Here is an 18816-nt window from a genome sequence, read left to right on the forward strand (position 1 = left end):
ATTATTTTGCTGTAAAGTTCGCAAAGTTTTTCGCAAAGTCTGCTAAAAAATTAATGCATTTCACTTTGAATCTTTGTAACTTTGAAACTTTACAACTTAGCTTATATAATGATATCCATCACCGAAAAAACATTACAAGATTTACAATTCCCAACCGTTCTCGATACTATTGCGACGATTTGTAATACTGATATTGGAAAACAAAAAGCATTAGAAATCACTCCTTTCAGGGATAAGGAAACCTTGATGCAAGCATTAATGCAAACATCGGAATATGTTTCCTCTTTCCAGAATAACAATGCCATTCCCAATCATGGTTTTGATGCCATAACACACGAAATTAAATTCTTGGCTATTGAAGACAGTTTTCTTGAAGTGGGCAGTTTTAGAAAAATTGCCACCATTTCATCAACTGCGAATTTCTTATTGAATTTCCTGAAAAAATTCGAAGATTATTACCCCAACTTATATGCTAGGGCTTCACAGGTTGAATTTACCAAAGATATCATCACGATGGTCGACGAAGTAGTTGACAAATATGGCGAAATAAAAGACAATGCCTCACCTGATTTATTGGATATTCGTCGGAATATGAATGTAGTCCGTGGCAAAGTCAATCAAAGTTTTGGAACCGCATTAACGCAATACAATGCTTTAGGTTATTTAGATGACATTAAAGAAAGTTTCGTCCAAAACAGACGTGTATTAGCCGTTCTTGCCATGTATCGTCGTAAAGTAAAAGGCTCAATTCTGGGCAGTTCCAAAACTGGAAGCATTGCATATATCGAACCAGAAGCGACACTCCGATATTCTCGTGAACTAAGCAATTTAGAATATGAGGAAAAAGAAGAAATCACCCGAATTTTAAAGCAATTATCGAATAAAATTCGTCCTTTTTTACCGTTGTTAATACAATATCAGGATTTCTTGAGTGATGTTGATGTGATTGCCGCCAAAGCAAAATATGCCAATAAAATCAATGGAATTTTACCAACAATTACAGACGATCGCCGACTCTATTTTAGAGATGCCTTCCATCCTATTTTATATTTGAATAACAAACAGAAAAATGAAATTACACATCCGCAGACCATTGAATTAAATCAGGAAAGTAGAATCATTGTTATTTCAGGTCCTAATGCCGGAGGGAAAACCATATCGTTAAAAACGGTTGGATTACTCCAATTGATGCTACAATCCGGAATGTTGATTCCGGTACACGAGCGGAGTGAAACATTTTTATTTGATCGCATTTTAACAGACATTGGAGATAATCAATCCATTGAAAATCATCTAAGTACCTACAGTTACCGATTAAAAAACATGAACTACTTCTTGAAGAAGTGCAATAAGAAAACCATGTTCCTTATCGATGAATTTGGTACTGGTTCTGATCCTGAATTAGGAGGCGCATTAGCCGAAATTTTCTTAGAAGAGTTTTATCATCGGGAAGCCTTCGGGATTATTACAACGCATTATTCGAATTTAAAAATTCTCGCTAATGAATTACCGTTTGCGACAAATGCCAACATGCTTTTTGACGAAAAAACATTAGAACCTTTGTACAAATTGGTTTTAGGACAAGCAGGAAGTTCTTTTACATTTGAAGTCGCTTTAAAAAACGGAATTCCATTTAGTTTAATAAATCGGGCGAAAAAGAAGATTGAAGTGGGAAAAGTGCGTTTTGATAAAACCATTGCTACACTTCAGAAAGAACGGTCTAAGATGGAAAAAACTTCGCAAACGCTGAAAGAAGAAGAAACGAAAGCGCGTGAAGAAGGCAAGAAAATGGAAACTATCAATGTAAAAATAAAACAAAAGCTGGAGAGCTATCAGGAATTGTATGACAGCAATCAGAAAACGATTTACATTGGTCAAAAAATTGAAGATATAGCCGAAAAATATTTTAATAATAAAAACAAAAAAGACCTGATTGGGGAGTTTTTGAAAATTATTGAAATTGAAAACTCCAAACGTAAAAAAGCCACACCTAAAGAGGCCAAAGCTATTATCGAAAAGAAAAAAGAAGTTATAGAAGAAATCACTGTTCATGTAGAAGAAATTCGTCAGGAAAAGAAAGAAAAGAAACTAAAACCTGTAGTTGTAAAACCAAAAGCCATTCTTAAAGTAGGTGATCGTGTCCGAATGCTCGACGGAAAATCAGTGGGAAGTATTGATAAAATTGAGAAGAACAAAGCAGTAGTGAATTACGGCGTGTTTACTTCGAAAGTAAGTTTAGAGGAATTGGAATTCGTAGAAGCGGGTAAGAAGTAAGCAATATGTCATAGAGAAACGAAGCAATCACACTAATAAGGACACAAGTTGAGCAACTAAATGTAATTGCTTGTTCCTCGCAATGACAAACACAAATAAAAACTATGAAACCTACGATCAAAAAAAGTTCTGAAATTTCAGGACTTTTTGTTATTTAAAAATACAACAAACAATTTATCGTTTCGCCGTTAAAGTTGACCCAACAGAAGCAATTACTACACAAACCACAGCCATAATTTCATAGAAACTTAGATTTTCCTGCAAAAAAATAAACGCACAAATAGAAGCTGCAGCAGGTTCTAAGCTCATTAAAATACTAAAAGTTCTAGGAGGAAGCTGACCTAAAGCTTTCATCTCGAGCGTAAACGGAATAGCACTTGATAAAAGAGCCAAAGCGATTCCTAAGCCCAAAAGCTTTGGAGTAAGATTTGCCAATCCGTTTTCGTAAAAACCAAAAGGCAGAATTAAAATAGCAGCAAATAACATTCCTGTGGCAACAGCCTGACCACCGTTCATGATTTTAGAAACTTTTCCTCCTAAAACAATATAAGCTGCCCAAAGTGCACCCGCTAAAAGAGCAAATATTACGCCTAAAGAATCTACTCGATCATTCGTCCAGGGAGCGATCAAAACGATTCCTGCAGCCGCAAGTAAAACCCAGCAATAATCAATTAAACGTCTTGAACCAATTATAGCTACTGATAAAGGCCCCATGAATTCTAAAGTAACAGCCAATCCAATTGGAATTCGTTCTATAGCGAGATAAAAAATTAAATTCATAGCGCCCAAAGACAAACCATAGGGAATAACTATTTTCCATTGTTTAGGTGTAATTTCTTTTAGATTTGGTCTATAAACTAATAGTAAAATTAAAGCCGAAATACCAATTCGGATCGATGCTGTTCCTGCGGCTCCAATTGTAGGAAATAGACTTTTGGCAATAGCTGCGCCAGATTGCACACTAATAATAGCTAAAAGTACTGCGGGAATGGGAGGTATATTAAATTCTTTATTTTTCATGGGAATTAGTGGAATGAGAAAGATAGAAATGTATTTTGAAACAAACATTTCTTATTTCTTCAGAAGAAGTGTTGTTGAAATTGCTTTCAATATTTATTTAAAAAAAAGATAAAAAAAATGCAGTATTTTAAAATTACCCCAAAGCACGAGTCGTTATAAAATAGCGATAACCAATAATAGCCATTTTCCATTTTTTTGCTTTCGAAATATCTAAGCCTTGTTTTGTAAAACTTGGCAAAATAATTTTATTTATTTGGGCTAAAATTTTATGCATTGAAGGTTTGTTTTTTTTCAAAGATATAAAAAAGACTTTGCGGTTTGGCAAAGTTTTTTGAGGTATTCATTTAAGATTTTTCAGTCAACATTTATCAATTTTTACAGCATTTCTTTTACATTGCTATTCTCTGGCATCAGTTCTAAAGACTTTTTATAATTTTGCCTGGAAATTTCTAACTGATTATCATTAAAATAGCCTTCGGCCAGACTATCAAAAACGTTTCCAGATTTTGGATTTTCTTTCGCATTTAATTCAAAAACTTTTATGCCATCATTTAACCTATCGCAATTCATTAAAGTATATCCTAAATTTAATTTTACTTCAAAATTCTAATCAGGATGTTGTTACTTTATGCGTAAATAATTTTGCTCTGATTTCACAAAATATTTTTTCAAAAAAATAGTTATTATTTTTCCACTTTCTAACATAAAAGGATCTTTTAAACTTTCGTCGACAACCCGCTCTCTAAAGAGTTTCTTATAAAAAGCTGCACAAATATCTCTAAACTTACGCAACTCTTTTATGTTATTGTAAACCTTAAATCTGATGAAAGTCTACCGACTTTTTACGAATTGTTCTAAAATCATTTTATTTGAAAGATAAAAAAAATGATTTACATAGGTTGAGCTTCTTGCGGAGCTTCCTCTTTCCTCGGAAAACAAGATTGAGGATGAACTTTTTTGTATAATTTTTGTTGTGGTTCTTTTTTGAGGATTGTAAAAAACGAGAATTAATTTTATTCCATAAAAAAAAGCCTCAGATTTCTCTAAAGCTTTTTTTTGGTCCTTATGAACCATTTTTTGCAGGATTTGAAGAGAATTTCAATAAAATAGCTCTGAGAAATCCTTTCTATTTCAATTTGAAAAAAGTAGTTTTGTGCTACTAATCTTTTGTTTTAAAGTTACGTAACTGACACAAGCGGCAAAACGCTGAAAAATATTAATTTCACACGTTAAATTACATAGAAGTATTGAAAGTCATAATTACTACTTTGCTATTAGGCACAGCATTAATTGTGTATAATAGTTTTTTCTTATAAAATAAGAATCGAGATCAAGTTAAATAAAAAGGAAGTGGAAAATGAAGAAGTAAGCTGGACTATTTGTCAGGAATGTCAGGGACGTGGCAAAAAAAGTAGAGGACTCAGCAATAAAGTGAAACTCCGCTACCAGATGGCATTAGATCAATTTGAAAAGACAAAAGACAAAAGGACGCCTCCAATTCGTCCTAAGGGTCACCTACACTCCTGTTTGAACTGTTGTGGATCCGGGTTGATGCCTTCTGCCTGTCCTCCTGTAGCGGATAAAGAAAACTACCCGCACGTTGCTATTATTGGTGGCGGTATAGGAGGTGTGGCTCTAGCTGTGGCTTGTTTGCACCGCGGAATCCCTTTTACCCTTTATGAGCGCGATAGCAATTTTGATGCTCGATCTCAGGGCTACGGACTTACTCTGCAACAAGCTAGTAAAGCGATCGAGGCATTGGGTATTTTTTCGTTAGAAGTAGGGGTGATTTCAACAAGACATGTGGTTCATACTACAGAAGGAAAAGTGATCGGTGAATGGGGGATCAGAAAGTGGATGCAGTCAGATCCAAAAACGTATTCGAAACGTACAAATGTGCATATTGCACGGCAATCTTTGCGATTAGCCCTACTTAAGCAGCTCGGCGGACATGACGCTGTACAATGGGGACACCAGTTAGTAGATTTTGCAGCATGCGTGGGTGAAGGTGTTAATCTGACTTTTGAAGTGGACGGGAAGATAAAAAGCACCAAGGCAGATCTTGTGGTTGGAGCTGATGGCATTCGTAGTTCGGTGCGGAGGTTAGTGATTGGTGCCGATATTACCCCTTTACGTTACCTGGGTTGTATTGTAATATTGGGTATTTGTCCTTTGAGTGCTCTCGAAGGTCTTGCTAATTCTTTACTGGACTCGGCCACTGTATTTCAAACCGCTAATGGTAATGAACGAATCTACATGATGCCTTATACATCAGACTCGGTGATGTGGCAACTTAGCTTCCCTATGCCAGAAAAAGACGCCAAGGCGTTAAGTGCCAAAGGACCTCAGGCACTCAAGGAAGAAGCCTGTCGTAGAAGTCAGTGGCATGACCCTATTCCTCAGATTTTAGCGGCAACTTTGGAAGCTCAAATTTCTGGTTATCCCGTTTATGACCGAGAATTGCTCAGTTCAGAATTACTAGCGAAAGCAGGAAAAGCAACTCTGATTGGAGATGCGGCTCACCCAATGAGTCCATTCAAAGGACAAGGGGCAAATCAAGCACTGCTGGATGCGCTCAAGCTGGCTCGCAGAATTTTAAAAGAATGCCGACCTTTATCTGAATGGAGAAAAAACGGAATAAGGGAAAGTGTATTAACTGAATTTGAAGCAGAAATGTTAGAACGCTCTGCTACTAAAGTGAAAGATTCAGCCGAAGCTGCACAGTTCCTACATTCCGAAATTGTGCTTCATGAGGGTGATGAGCCGAGAGGACGGTGTTTAAAGAAAAAAGACGCATAAACAAGGCGCTTAAACATAATTTAAATAGTTGGTTACGTTTATTGCCTGAACAATTTTAATATTGAAAAAGTAGAATACAATAAAGCGTATACCAAAAACTTGTATAAAGCATAGCTAATAAAGGCTTACAAAGAGGATTTCGCTTATATAGTTAGACCGTCAAATTTTTAAATTTGGCTTTTAAATAGAAAAGATAAAAGCAACAGATAAAAAAAACAGAAAATTCTCTGCTCCCGTTTCCCCAATCTCGTCTAGCGTCTGATCGTTGGATGCAATACTGAAACTCGGAGGGTGAAATAATATCCCATTATAGAAATACTTTAAGTTGTTAGAACCAATAATCCCCGCAAATTAATAAGGTTGATAAATATTAAAATATTTTTCAACTAAGTTTCAAACCAAAAAAAACTCCAAAATCAAATGACTTTGGAGGTTTGTGATTTTGTGGGCGATGAGGGGTCGGAACTTTTACCGCTTAACCCGCACTAATACCGTTTTTTTATTTTTAGAAATTAACTGTGCCACGAATGTGCCACAATTATCAATCTCTTTCCAATATCTTAAAAAAAGTTCCTGCACGAAACTTATTGAGTTTTAAAGAACGTTATAATCCTTATGATTGAGAGCAAATTTACTGTTTATTTCTGGAATTCTCTCCTTGGAATGGAAAGATTATTAAAATTTTGTTCCGTACCGTTTACTGCCAACAGAAAACGAACAACGTCCTTACAATCTGTAAGGACGTTGTTTACCAGTGGCTCTGCCCGAATAAATGGCTGTCAGCAGTTCTTGAGTAACTCGAGCATCCTACTAAGTTCTATATCCATTCTGGAAAAGGCGAACCATTTTTTACCTAAATCCTTTAAGGATGCACCAATATGGTATAATTCAGTCTGATCAATCAATAGGAAACGATCATGAGCATCGGTCATTTTTATAATGGTAACGGGTGGATATTGGCTGTTGTATTTTTGAATATCGAGCTTTAATTGGTTACTGATGTTTTTGGTGTAAATTGTTACAGAAACATTGTCTTTACGTTTTCCTAGCAGCGTAAGTACAGTATCATCTACATAATTATCAATTAGGATAATAGATTTTTGAGCTTTGCGTATAATATCGGATGCAAAAGCATAGGCATCAAATACCTGCCCATTATAGAAAATCCCTTTATCACTATATAGTTTTTCGCTTTCTAACGCTTTGAAAATTTCTTCAAATCTCCCATCAGCTTCTATCTGTTTGAGTTCTATTTTATCCAAACGCGAGAACAGGGCTGTATTACTGATTAATATCTTTCGCATTTCGACAAAGGCATTCATGATCTCAATACTTATTTTTATTGCAACATTACTACGTAAAACGGCGGATAGCATAGCGACTCCTTGTTCGGTAAATACATACGGTAGATAACGTCTTCCTCCATGTCCTGAACTTGAGGTCACAATTTGTGACCTCAAGCTTATGTGGTCAAATTCCTCTTGCGTAAGCTGAAAACAGAAGTTTTCAGGAAAACGATCAGTGTTTCGTTTAATTGCCTGGTTGAACACCTTGGTTTCTACCTGATAAATATTGGCTAGGTCGTTATCCAACATAACCTGCTTGTTGCGGATTGTATAAATAAGAGGTTCAATTTTTTGCTGAGACAGCATGGCGTTATTGTTCATTATTTCTCTTTTTTGTTTTTTCAAATTCAAAGGAAGTCTCCGCTCTTTCATTCATAACGATATAGGCATCGAATTTTTTTCCCGATTTGCTTTTCATTCCTTTAATAAGGGAGGTTTTTCCGTTTCTGATTAGATGCTCCAAATCCGATACATTCAATTGCACACTGCATATATTTCTGAACTGAATCCAATTGCAAAGGGCATCAGGACACTTGACAATGTTATCCCTGATTAATAGATGCTGCTTTTTACATTTCGGACAAACAAGGTCAGGGATTTTTTCGGATACGATGGATGAGACTAATAATTCCTGTGTTATTGAAGTTGCATAGTCTTCCATTTCTTTTTGGAATGTCATGGCATCTGCTTCGTTATTCTCAATTTTATGCAAAGCCAGTTCCCATTCTGCGGTCATAGCCGCATCAGCAATTTTCTTGTCTTTGACCAGTTCATATACCTGCATCCCTTTTTCCGTAGGGATGAGGGATTTTTTATCCCTTCTTATATAATCTCTCTTAAAAAGCGTTTCAATAATTGCTGCCCGTGTTGCTGGAGTCCCTATTCCTATATTCTGTAGAGCTTTTCGCTCTTCTTCGTTTTCAATTTCTCTTCCAACATTTTCCATGGCAGACAATAATCCGGCTTCGGTATATAAAACAGGAGCTTTGGTTTTCTTTTCCAGTACGACAACATTTTTGATTTTCAATTCATCATTATTTTGAAGCTCCGACAAATCCTGCATCATATCCTCATTGTCATCTGAAAAATTACCCCTAATGGCTCTCCATCCTGGCTCAATCACTTTCCAGCCTTTCATTGTAAAATCATGATGCAGTACTTGTAAAATAACATTAGTTATTTCTTTTGAGCAGGCTTGCGAAACCGTTTCCAACAAACGCAAAGCAATCATCTCATAAATAGTATTTTCTTTAGCGGATAATGCTGAGGGAATCTTATCAGTAATTAACAATCCATGATGGTCCGTTACTTTAAGATCATTGACTATACGATTATTTAATCTTCCCCATTTCACCTTGGAAACGACATCTTTGAAAGAGCTATGATGTTCCAATGCTTTTAAAAGATTGGGAATTTCCTGCCAGAGATCTTCAGAAATATATTTGCTGCCTGTCCTGGGATAGGTTATGAACTTTTTCTCATAAAGGTTTTGGGCAATGGAAAGGGTTTCCTCTGCGGAAAAATTTAATTTTATATTGGCCTCCTTTTGTAAGCCAGTCAGATCAAATAGTAAGGGAGGTTGCTCCGTAACCGTTTTGCTCTCTATGGAAGTAACGGCAGCAATTCCACTGCGCTGGATGGATTTTAGGGTATCTTCTGCTAGTTTCTTATCGTCCCATTTGTTCTTGGAAAGACTTTTAAAATTGCTATATCCTTTTTGATGATCCAATTGCACTTGCCAATAGGTCTGAATGGAAAAGTTTTTGTTCTCCTGATATCTCCTGCATATTAACGCTAGTGTGGGTGTCTGTACTCTTCCCAAAGAATATACGCCATTTCCTGCGGCAATGCTCAAAGCCTGTGACGCATTAATGCCTACTAGCCAATCCGCCCTGCTTCTGCCTTGAGCTGCGTTGTATAGTCCGTCGAATTCCGCTCCTGGCTTAAGATTATCAAACCCTTCCCGGATTGCCTTTTCCGTTAATGAACTAATCCATAACCGTTGAAATGGCTTTTGGCAGTTCAGGAATTCATAGATGTAGCGGAAGATTAATTCCCCTTCACGCCCTGCATCCGTAGCTACAATAATACTATCACAGCGGTTTGTGACCTGTTTAATGATTTTTACTTGCTTTAAAGCCCCTATATCGGCCAAATAAATCTTGCCCTTCTTAATTTTTCGGACTGTCAATAAAAATGGATTAGGCAATATAGGCAGGGAGTCTTTATGAAATCCGGAAATTCCATAATCTTCCGGCATGCCTAAACCTACCAAATGTCCGAAAGCCCAAGTAACACAATATCCATTCCCTATGATATAACCCTCTTTTTTTTCAGTGGCTCCCAACAGGCTGGCTATTTCCCTTGCTACACTCGGTTTTTCTGCAATAACTACTTTCATAACACATTACATTTTACGTCCTTTGGACTTTGCAGTTGCTTCGGGTGCTTCGGGTGCTTCCTGTTGCTCCTGCTGTTTTTTGTTATCGGGATTTGTTTGCCCTGATAGTAAAGGCTCTTTGATGTTCTTGGTCGCTTCATTGGTTTTGCCTTCCGAATTGACCGCAGTTTGTATTTTATGGGCTTCAGTAGGTTTCACCTGTTCTTTGATCTTATTTGGATTTTGGAAAGAGAAGTCTGTTTTATTGGTTTCCTTGTTGAAAGTGATGTAACCATTATATTCCTTGCCTTTCTTATCCACTAATCCGCTAACATAAACAGTCTGCCCGTCTTTGAACTTTTGATATTGCTCATTATCCAACTCTTTATCTCTAAAGGTTTTCGGAGCTTCCTGCGATTGGGTTTGCTGACTGCCTTGAGTCTGTTTATTGGTGTTACTCCTGTCAAACAAGAACTCTACAAAACGTTTGTCGGCATTGAATTGTACGGTTGCATCAAACGCAGTTCCTTTCTTAGAAATCATCCCTTCAATATAAAGTGGTTTGCCTTCCAGCAAGGTTTGTTTTTGCTCTTCGTTCAGTTTCACCCCTTTGATTTCATCCGGTATGTTTATTTTATCGGTACGAAGGGCTACCAATTCATTTGTCAGCCTATCCACACTGATGATTGAAGGAATCTGTTCTCCTGTTTTAAGATTGGTAAGATTCACAGCACGTCCCATATTACCCGTTTTAAGGAGATTGTCTTTGTCTTCCTTGCTGAATTCGTGTCCGAAAAAAGGAAAATTCAATTGTGGTTCTTTTCGAATGCCATGAATTGCCATAACCACTTTCCCGTCTTCAGAGGATTGAAGTGATAAACGGGCATCCATGCGAGTAATAGCTGTCCCTAAATTAAGGCTGATGGGAACCAGTTCATTAGTTTTATAGCCTTTAAGTAAAGGTTCAAGCAGATTCATCTTTTCGAGTTTCTCTTTACTCAGTCCCAAATTGTTCATTGTTTCCCAATCAATCTGTTCTGGTTTAAAACGATATTCGTTTGCTTCCGGAGTTGTTTGTGTTGTTTCCATATTTTTTTGATTTTCTTGGTTATGTGCTACTGGTTCCTTGACTTCAAGTTTTGTTAGGAACGCTTCACCTTCTTTCGTTGGTGTGTCTACATTCTTCTGTATTTCCTTAGCCGTATCAATTGCTTCGGAGGCCGGGACTTTAAAGAACGAGAAATGGGTTGGATTCTTTAACTGGCTGAAAAAGTTGGCAAAGAAGTTTGAAAAAACATCGCCATGTTTGTCCACACGCATAAATTGATTTTGATTTTTTTTGTCAGCTGGAACCGTTTTTAACTTTCCGTCTTTATCAACTCCTTTTACAGCCACAATCTTCATTTTTTCCTTGTCCAATACTAACAGGATATCTGTTAGTTGTTCCTCGATGGGCTTTTCCATTTTTTTCTGTTCATTCATAATCTTACTTTTAAGTTTTGTTAAAGTATGGTCGAAAGTAAATCAAGGTCAAGCATATATACCTTTAAGTCCCTGTCTGGCTTTATTTGGCAGGGATTGTCTCGATTTATTTTCTAACAGGAGCCGAAAAACTTTCTCTGATAAACTGGTGTACGTCCGATAGCTTGTAATACAGCTTGCCACTGATCGTATAATAAGGGAGCTTGCCAGAAGAACGATAACGCTGCAAAGAGCGGGCACTTACCTTTAGCATCATAAAAAGATCCTGATTGTCTAATAATTCCTCCCCGTCAATAGAGTTCTTCTGTTTTTGAACATTCTCCAGACGTTCACCAAGTATATCGAAACGATCCATGATGCGTTCCATCCATGCTATAAATTCCATTCTATCGATATTCATATAGATGTGTTTTAATCATTTATGCAAAGTTGGAAAGCATTTGTAATATATTCTGCCAAGCTTAGCCAATTGAAAATGATGTTTTTGAAACTTCCCAAAAAACATATAGTTGATTGTTTTTCAGATGATCCCGTTTTCTGTGGCAAGAAAAATTTTATTGCGGAGGGAGTTTTACCAATGGGTAGATATGGGCAGCTATAATAAAAAAGCAGTGTTTTAAAACACTGCTTTTAACTGAGGCGAATCATGTCACTTATTATAAATCTTTATCCATATATTGCTCCAATGAAGATTTGAGCTGATCTAAGAATAAAGTTCGATTGTTGGTCCTTTCTTTCATACGATGGAAAGCATGGTGTATATCACCTAGTTGGGTGCGGAATAAGATTTGGAAAACTAAACTGATTTTACGGATTCCGACCTTACCATTAGAAATTGCTCCGGATGCGTAAAGGGCATAAATCAATTCTATCAGTGCATTTTTGGATTCTGTCCAGAAAACATCTTTGGTGGATTCAGCATTCTGTAAAGCCATGCCCGGCTTGTCTACGGGATTTATTTTGATAATCAAATAATTATAAAGCAGTTCATCCGCTATAATGCGGGAAACTTTGTAATCATAATAAGTAGAGAATTGGGTGTCAACTTCAAAGATAAAACTGTTAAGACCAGTATTAAGATTTATCTTCCCCAATTTAAAAAAATCGTGGTCCCTGTCAGTTCGCCCAGAACGATAATACCGGTAAAAATCGGAATTGCAAATATGTTCCTTATATTCCTGCTTTAGCTGCTGTAATTCACTGGAAAAATATTTATAATACATTTTTCCCGTACTCACTGGACAAGAGGTCTCTATTCTGTACATCTTGTTGTAATAGATTAACTTACCCAGTATTTGCGGTTTTATGATTCTGAAGAATTCAATTTCTTCATTTTCATCTGTAAAATGATGCTCCAAAACATGGTTTTTCATACCTGATAATAAATCCTGAAGGAATTTAGTCATACGATAGGATTCGTCTATTACATGCACAGATTCCAAGCTGATTTCCTGTTCTTTTTTCAGGATACTGTAGAGGGCATCTTTGTAAGTGGACTGCATCATACTGGCAATATTAAAGTGAATAAGTAATCAATTTATGTTCCATCTTTTAAGTATGTTTTGAATCTTCAATTAACTGACCATTCATCATTCAAACTTTAGCTTCAAACGGTATTCAGATGGGGACATGGGAGTATATTTCTAAAAAAACTAAAAAAAAAATCAATTTCTTCCGAAATGGCATTGAAATCTTCTTTATCCACTATCTCTTTTAAGTCTGTTAATGTTTTATGGCACAGCGTTATTCTGCTACCTGCCTTATTGTGTGTTGTTTTATTTGCGTCTAGAATTTCATTACAAACAGCATTAAATGATTCAACCGTTTTTAAATATTTTTTTAAATATTAGCTGTAATATGCTTTTATTTTGTAATTGATTTGTAATCGTTCTGCAAAGTATTCATAAGTTCCATTGCGTAATTGTCCCTTGTTTGAATGTATGCAACTTTTGAAACTATTTTGGCTCCTAATTTTCTTTTTTCAAAAGAAGCTGACACGCCAAAGTCTATTTTTTGAAACTGTAATACATTGGCTCTTTTGATGGTTTGAAACAACAATTGTCTGTAAAGTTGGTACTCTTTCGCCCATTTATATTCCATACCGATTAATTCAGGAACATAGGTATGATTGTTGTTTTTGTAGCAAAACATTACTCCTACAAATTGATTTTCTGTTTCTGTTTTCAGTGTTAAAACGATAAACTCCCAATTTGGGCTTTCATTCATATTCTCGAAAACCTCTTGAGTGTACCTGAATGTGTTGATGGCGTAATTATTGTCCTTTACATTGTTGTAGAGTTGGTAAGCCCTAGCCATTTCCGATTTGCTTAATCTGCCTTTTATTGCAACATCATAACATTTTTCATAAGGTTCTATCTCTTTATTGAAATGTTTCCGTGATCGGGGCGATAACCCATCTGCAAATTCTTCATTAGTATTCCATAGTTGGTTTTGCACCACACAGGATTCTGGCATGTCTATTTTGAAATAACCTTGATCCAGTATCGCTTTATTGTACTTATTACCTACTTCAAAATCCCTTAACACCAACATATCAGCATTTAAGGCATTGTATTTTTCTTCTATACTGTCCAATAAAAGTTTTACTGCTTTCTCAGCTAAAGGATGTTCTTGATTGATGAAACAGTGTTTACCTTCTGTAAATAAAGAGCCCATGCTCAATACTTTTGAGGTAAGATATAAAGGATTTGTTTTTCTTATTTTCTCCAAATGGATGGATACAGATTCAGTTGCCAGCATATCGTCTTTCCAAAGGCCATAAGTAAAAAAGGCCATTAGTACTATGTTGCCTTTGTTATCTTTAATGCTGTAACAGTAAAAATCCCATTGATTAGTTGGGTCTGGATGCCGGCTGAATGTTTTTTCTAAATAAACCATTCCATCCCAATCGAAAACATTTTGTTTTCCCATGTATTGGTTCCATTCTGATTTTTCGATATCCTGAATGGTATTTTTTTCTTCGATAAAAAGTTTTAATTCTTTTGATTCCGAACTCTTTTCTGTTTTTCTACTGTCTATTCCAAAAGCCTGTCTGATTTTATTTTCGCTGTTATTGGTTTCTTCCAAAGCTTTAGGAAAATGATATTCCATTGCTTCGGCCAAGGCCATAATGTCTTGTTGTTGATTGTGACTGGATAGCGTAATTCTAATCCCTGTATTTTTGATAGGCACAGCAGGATAAATTCCCAAATTCAGGAAAAAACCTTCCTTGAACAAACGTTGCACAAAGTTATATGCCATTATGGGTGTACCCATCCCCAAAAAGAAAACTGGTGAATCATTTTTTGAAATTATGGGAAGATTTCCCTCTGACAACAATTGGTTAAAATAGCCGATTTTATCGGCTAAGTCTTTTTGTCTCAATTCTATTTCAGGAGATAAATGGATGTCTGCTGAAGCAATTGCAGCCGCCACAGATGCGGGTTCTAATTGAGCAGAAAAAGTCAGAGGTCCTCCAAAGTTTTTAATTTTGTCTCTCAGTTTTTGATTCTTGCAAAATACCGTTGCACCACTGGCCCCAAAGGTTTTGCTTAGAGTGCTCACCACAATACAATTTTCAGGTAATTCTTTAATAGCATCAAAAACAAAACCAGTTCCGTTTTTACCTTTCCAACTCATGCCGTGAACATCGTCAAAATAGAGATTAAGACGAGGGTATTTTTGAGTTAAAGCCAATAATTCCGGAATGGGTGCATAATCACCAAACATGGAATATACACCATCTGCCATATACCAAATTTTGTTACATCTGCTGGTTAGCTTTTTTATTTTATCCTCTAGCATTTCCAAGTTGCAATGCCTAATCATTTCTACCGGAATTCCTCGTAACTTTAAGAGTTGACAGGCATTTTGGACACTCCAATGTACCTGATGATCCATGATTATAGCATCTTCATCTCTGATTAATGTTGGAATAACCGCTAAATGTCCTAATGTACTGTTCTTGGTTATAATTGGTGGTATGCCATACATTAATTCTATTTTTTGCTCTAGTTCATTATAAAGCGGATGTGAAATATAAGATTTTGAGAGTGGGAATTGTGTGCCATAATTTTGTATGGCTGCTATTGCGGCGTCTTTCAACCGAATGTCTTGTTCGAGTCCCAGATAACCTGTTGTGCCGAAATGAAACATTTCTTTTCCCTTGATTTGGATTGTCCTGCCTGTTAAAACTTTGTCTTCTGCATATAAGTGCAAAACGCCTTCTTTTTTAGCTCCAGATAAAACCTCATCTACTGTATCAATGAAGTTGTTGTGTTTGATTTTTGCCATTGGTTAGTTCTTTTTAGGTATTATTAAAAAATAGATTTCTAAAAGTCACTATAAAAAATGAAAGTTATTTCATCTAATACTTCAATACTCCCAATATGACAAGTCAAAGTCCCGAATTGACAACTAAAACACCAAATTGCAACAAATAATCCCAAATTGACAACAGTAGAATCACAAATGTTTCTAAATTTGTTAATTCACAATACTTAAAATCCATAAAACATGATTGCAGCCCATGATTTTTATGAAAATAAACATGCCCGTTTTTGGATAACCGATGGCATTCTCTTTTTTGAATATAAACCCAGTACCATTATTGATTTTAAGGTTGCCCAGCGTGTTGTAACCGATAGAATTCATTTTCAAAACGAAAGGCTTTATCCTGTTTTGTGTGATATTCGAGGTGTCATCGCCACTGAAAAATCAGGGAGAGATTATTTGGCACAATCTGGGTCTATATTGACACAAGCCGTTGGTCTTATTGTGCACGAGAAAGTATTGTTGACAATTAGTACTTTTTATTTACAGATTAGCAGGCCCTCTGTACCTACTCAAATTTTCACTGAAGAAGATGACGCTTTGGTTTATCTGAAAGGATTTATTTAGGATTTAGTTTATAGAGAGAAGAATTAAGAGTTGAATCTTATGAAAAAAGCACATAACGAAGAACGTATTGTTACAATACATCAAATGTTATTTGAGATGGCACGTGGGAATTTTAATAGTCACATTCCCTTAAGTTCCAATGATGACGAATTGGAAACGCTAGTTGTTTTAATTAATATGGTTGCGGAAGAAATGAAAGAGTCGATTTTTCGTGTCGGCTACGTTAATCCCCATAGGACACATCAGTTTATAGCCCAAACCACATTTATTTTGGATGTTTCTTTTTTAATCAAAAGTTTTACTCCTGAGGCTACTTACTTTTTAGGTTATTCAGAGTCTGAGTTAATTGATCTACCTTTGACGGGCATTATTACTACGGCATCTTTGGAACAACTTCAAGACATACTCAATGCAAGTGTTTCATTGCCTACAACTATTACATTAGATTTCACACCTAAAGAACAATTGCCTGTTTCTGTTTCTTGTAGTATTGGAAAGTTAATTAATCGTTCGGAAATTATATTAAATCTTGTGACACCTGCTCGTCAAGATTTTTACAATCGTTTGGTATGTGTAAATGAAAACGAGAAACATAATAAAACCCGAAAAGCAGATGCACTTTTGATTCAGAAACTTTATGACTATATATTAGCGAATCTTGGAGAACCACTTCCATCATTAAAAATGCTTTCATGTGAATTTGGCACCAATAGTCATAAATTAAAAGACGGTTTTCGTCAATTTTTTAAGACCAGTATTTACCAGTTTTATAATGATGAGCGTTTGAAAAGAGCTTATTTTATGGTTGAACACACTACGTTGCCTTTGAAAAATATATCGGTGATGAATGGTTTTAACAATTATTCCAATTTTTCAAAATCCTTTAAAAAGCGATTTGGTTTTTCACCATACGAAATGAAGCGAAATGAAACCAGTTTTACTTCTCTATCGGAAGGTTAAATTTTAGTTTTTCAAACTTTCTCCGTTTTGGTCAAGTTTTACTCCCAATAAGACAAGAGTTATTGTTTTGAAATTCAGAATTTTGCTTTGTGGAACTTAAATCTATGAAGCTATGAGATTGAATACCCAAATACAAAACCTGTTTTTAGAGTTTATTTGTTTTCTCTATATTTTGCTTTTTGTTTATGCAGCAGTGAGTAAATTGTTGGATTTTGAGAATTTTCAAGTACAGCTGGGACAATCACCTTTGCTGAGTGCTTTTGCAGGATATATTGCATGGATCGTTCCAGCCATTGAACTGCTTATTTCGATTTTTATTGTCATTCCTCGTTTTCGGATTGTAGCTCTATATGCGGCTTTCAGTCTCATGGTACTGTTTACTGCCTATATCTTTATTGTTCTCAATTACAGTTCATTTGTTCCTTGTTCCTGTGGAGGAATTCTTGAAAAGCTAGGATGGACGGAACATTTGGTGTTCAACATTTTCTTTATTGCAATAGCTGTTATAGCCCTTTTTATTTCACCAGGTTACAACACGGTGGAACGAAAATCTAGAAGATACTTTATTTCTACAACACTTTTGATACTTAGCATTATTTGTGTCGGATTTATGACCCTGCTTTTCATCACTTCAGAAGATATTGTTCACCATCGTAATAATTTTGTCAGACGATTTCCTCCCCTTTCTGTTAGAAAAGCATATCAAGCAGACCTTAAGTACAATTCTTATTATTTTGCAGGTGAAGGCGACGGAAAAATATATCTAGGCAACAGTACAGCACCTGCACAGGTAGTGGCAATAGATACTGCACTGCAAAGCAAAAAGACACATCACATATTTATTGATGATAACAAAATAAAATTCAACGCAGTTCAAGTCAGAGTTTTTCCTCCAAATTTTTATGTTCTTGATGGGACTGTACCATGCATTTTCAAAGGTAAAATAGTCGATTGGAAAGCAACATTACAAATGTATGGGACAACCCATTTTTCTATTGCTGAATTGGTAGATTCGAATGTAGTTGCATTCAGGAAGATTAGTAATCAGAATGGTGAAAATATTCTTGGTACAATTAGTTTTGATGGAAAAACCGTTGTGAAATATCATTCAGAGTTACTACAGAAACAAATCGATGGCGTATTCGATACTGATGGTACAATGCAGTACAGCAGAGAACTGAAAAAATTTGTATATCTGTATTATTACAGAAATCAATTTATTGTCACAGACAATCGATTAAACCTGTTCTATCGGGGAAACACTATAGACACAACATCAAAAGCCAGACTTAAAATTGCATGGGTTAAAAAGCGGAAAGAGAAAAAATTCTCTGTTCCTCCTTTTACCGTTAACCGAACTAGTAGTGTTCATAACAATTTGCTATTTGTGAATTCCGATTTACCCGGTCGTTATGAGTCTTTAGAAATGTGGAAACAGGCAAGTATTATTGATGTGCAAATTCCAGTGATATTGACCACCTGATTCCAATTTAAAGTGACCACCTGATTCCAATTCAAAATGACCACCTAATTCCGGAGCAAAATGACCACCTAATTCCGGAGCAAAATGACCACCTCCATTTTTTATTAAAAACTACTCTTTTTCATCTGTTAATTAGTATTCAAATATAATTAAAATATTACCCTTTATTTATC

Annotated in this window: 14 protein-coding genes; 5 read left to right on the forward strand and 9 right to left on the reverse strand. The window is 35.8% G+C overall.

Annotated elements, in window-relative coordinates:
- Positions 1 to 108 precede the first annotated feature (108 nt).
- Positions 109 to 2274, forward strand: coding sequence for an endonuclease MutS2 (locus ACM55M_RS15630; protein WP_416858601.1), 2166 nt, complete (start codon positions 109 to 111; stop codon positions 2272 to 2274).
- Between the two features lie 174 nt (positions 2275 to 2448).
- Here ACM55M_RS15630 and ACM55M_RS15635 read toward each other — a convergent pair whose 3' ends face one another.
- The 3 genes from ACM55M_RS15635 to ACM55M_RS15645 all read right to left on the reverse strand — a co-directional run bounded on the left by ACM55M_RS15635 (position 2449) and on the right by ACM55M_RS15645 (position 3864).
- A complete protein-coding gene (locus ACM55M_RS15635; protein WP_416858603.1) occupies positions 2449 to 3294 on the reverse strand; it encodes an EamA family transporter in 846 nt (281 codons plus the stop codon).
- 133 nt (positions 3295 to 3427) lie between these two features.
- Positions 3428 to 3568: an SsrA-binding protein gene (locus ACM55M_RS15640; protein ID WP_416858605.1), complete on the reverse strand. Its 141-nt coding sequence runs from the start codon at positions 3566 to 3568 to the stop codon at positions 3428 to 3430.
- A gap of 101 nt (positions 3569 to 3669) precedes the next feature.
- Positions 3670 to 3864 (reverse strand): tetratricopeptide repeat protein, encoded by a 195-nt coding sequence (locus ACM55M_RS15645; protein WP_416858606.1) that lies wholly within the window; start codon positions 3862 to 3864, stop codon positions 3670 to 3672.
- A 780-nt stretch (positions 3865 to 4644) separates the two neighbouring features.
- On the opposite strand from ACM55M_RS15645, the gene ACM55M_RS15650 reads away from it, so the two are divergent.
- Entirely contained in the window at positions 4645 to 6093 is a 1449-nt protein-coding gene (locus ACM55M_RS15650) for an FAD-dependent oxidoreductase (RefSeq protein WP_416858607.1), read from the forward strand.
- Between the two features lie 779 nt (positions 6094 to 6872).
- Here ACM55M_RS15650 and ACM55M_RS15655 read toward each other — a convergent pair.
- The 6 genes from ACM55M_RS15655 to ACM55M_RS15680 form a co-directional block, all read right to left on the reverse strand.
- Positions 6873 to 7811, reverse strand: a complete 939-nt coding sequence (locus ACM55M_RS15655; protein WP_465245434.1) for an ORF6N domain-containing protein — start codon at positions 7809 to 7811, stop codon at positions 6873 to 6875.
- Positions 7750 to 9840 (reverse strand): type IA DNA topoisomerase, encoded by a 2091-nt coding sequence (locus ACM55M_RS15660; protein WP_416858609.1) that lies wholly within the window; start codon positions 9838 to 9840, stop codon positions 7750 to 7752. The genes ACM55M_RS15655 and ACM55M_RS15660 overlap by 62 nt, the downstream gene beginning before the upstream one ends.
- Positions 9841 to 9846: 6 nt before the next feature.
- A complete protein-coding gene (locus ACM55M_RS15665; RefSeq protein ID WP_416858611.1) occupies positions 9847 to 11301 on the reverse strand; it encodes a DUF3945 domain-containing protein in 1455 nt (484 codons plus the stop codon).
- Positions 11302 to 11407: 106 nt separating this feature from the next.
- Entirely contained in the window at positions 11408 to 11701 is a 294-nt protein-coding gene (locus ACM55M_RS15670; protein ID WP_416858612.1) for a helix-turn-helix domain-containing protein, read from the reverse strand.
- A gap of 256 nt (positions 11702 to 11957) precedes the next feature.
- Positions 11958 to 12803 carry an RteC domain-containing protein gene (locus tag ACM55M_RS15675; RefSeq protein ID WP_465245435.1) on the reverse strand — a complete coding sequence of 282 codons (846 nt, stop codon included), beginning with the start codon at positions 12801 to 12803 and terminating at the stop codon, positions 11958 to 11960.
- A 361-nt stretch (positions 12804 to 13164) separates the two neighbouring features.
- Positions 13165 to 15594, reverse strand: a complete 2430-nt coding sequence (locus tag ACM55M_RS15680) for an aminotransferase class I/II-fold pyridoxal phosphate-dependent enzyme (RefSeq protein WP_416858614.1) — start codon at positions 15592 to 15594, stop codon at positions 13165 to 13167.
- Positions 15595 to 15816: 222 nt separating this feature from the next.
- Between ACM55M_RS15680 and ACM55M_RS15685 the strand changes: the two genes are divergently transcribed.
- The 3 genes from ACM55M_RS15685 (at position 15817) to ACM55M_RS15695 (ending at position 18643) form a co-directional block, all read left to right on the forward strand.
- Positions 15817 to 16200 carry a DUF7793 family protein gene (locus ACM55M_RS15685; protein ID WP_416858615.1) on the forward strand — a complete coding sequence of 128 codons (384 nt, stop codon included), beginning with the start codon at positions 15817 to 15819 and terminating at the stop codon, positions 16198 to 16200.
- A 39-nt stretch (positions 16201 to 16239) separates the two neighbouring features.
- The gene (locus tag ACM55M_RS15690; protein WP_416858616.1) at positions 16240 to 17160 is read left to right on the forward strand and encodes a helix-turn-helix transcriptional regulator; all 921 of its coding nucleotides are present in this window, start codon (positions 16240 to 16242) and stop codon (positions 17158 to 17160) included.
- Between the two features lie 112 nt (positions 17161 to 17272).
- Positions 17273 to 18643 carry a MauE/DoxX family redox-associated membrane protein gene (locus ACM55M_RS15695; RefSeq protein WP_416858617.1) on the forward strand — a complete coding sequence of 457 codons (1371 nt, stop codon included), beginning with the start codon at positions 17273 to 17275 and terminating at the stop codon, positions 18641 to 18643.
- Positions 18644 to 18816 lie beyond the last annotated feature (173 nt).

Origin of the sequence: Flavobacterium galactosi (assembly GCF_048158585.1) — a bacterium.
Taxonomy (GTDB): Bacteria; Bacteroidota; Bacteroidia; order Flavobacteriales; family Flavobacteriaceae; genus Flavobacterium; species Flavobacterium galactosi.

Coding starts and splice junctions, on each gene's coding strand:
- ACM55M_RS15630 (WP_416858601.1), top strand. CDS start 109: ATGATATCCATCACCGAAAAAACATTACAAGATTTACAATTCCCAACC.
- ACM55M_RS15635 (WP_416858603.1), bottom strand. CDS start 3,294: ATGAAAAATAAAGAATTTAATATACCTCCCATTCCCGCAGTACTTTTA.
- ACM55M_RS15640 (WP_416858605.1), bottom strand. CDS start 3,568: ATGCATAAAATTTTAGCCCAAATAAATAAAATTATTTTGCCAAGTTTT.
- ACM55M_RS15645 (WP_416858606.1), bottom strand. CDS start 3,864: ATGAATTGCGATAGGTTAAATGATGGCATAAAAGTTTTTGAATTAAAT.
- ACM55M_RS15655 (WP_465245434.1), bottom strand. CDS start 7,811: ATGAAAGAGCGGAGACTTCCTTTGAATTTGAAAAAACAAAAAAGAGAA.
- ACM55M_RS15660 (WP_416858609.1), bottom strand. CDS start 9,840: ATGAAAGTAGTTATTGCAGAAAAACCGAGTGTAGCAAGGGAAATAGCC.
- ACM55M_RS15665 (WP_416858611.1), bottom strand. CDS start 11,301: ATGAATGAACAGAAAAAAATGGAAAAGCCCATCGAGGAACAACTAACA.
- ACM55M_RS15670 (WP_416858612.1), bottom strand. CDS start 11,701: ATGAATATCGATAGAATGGAATTTATAGCATGGATGGAACGCATCATG.
- ACM55M_RS15675 (WP_465245435.1), bottom strand. CDS start 12,803: ATGCAGTCCACTTACAAAGATGCCCTCTACAGTATCCTGAAAAAAGAA.
- ACM55M_RS15680 (WP_416858614.1), bottom strand. CDS start 15,594: ATGGCAAAAATCAAACACAACAACTTCATTGATACAGTAGATGAGGTT.
- ACM55M_RS15685 (WP_416858615.1), top strand. CDS start 15,817: ATGATTGCAGCCCATGATTTTTATGAAAATAAACATGCCCGTTTTTGG.
- ACM55M_RS15690 (WP_416858616.1), top strand. CDS start 16,240: ATGAAAAAAGCACATAACGAAGAACGTATTGTTACAATACATCAAATG.
- ACM55M_RS15695 (WP_416858617.1), top strand. CDS start 17,273: ATGAGATTGAATACCCAAATACAAAACCTGTTTTTAGAGTTTATTTGT.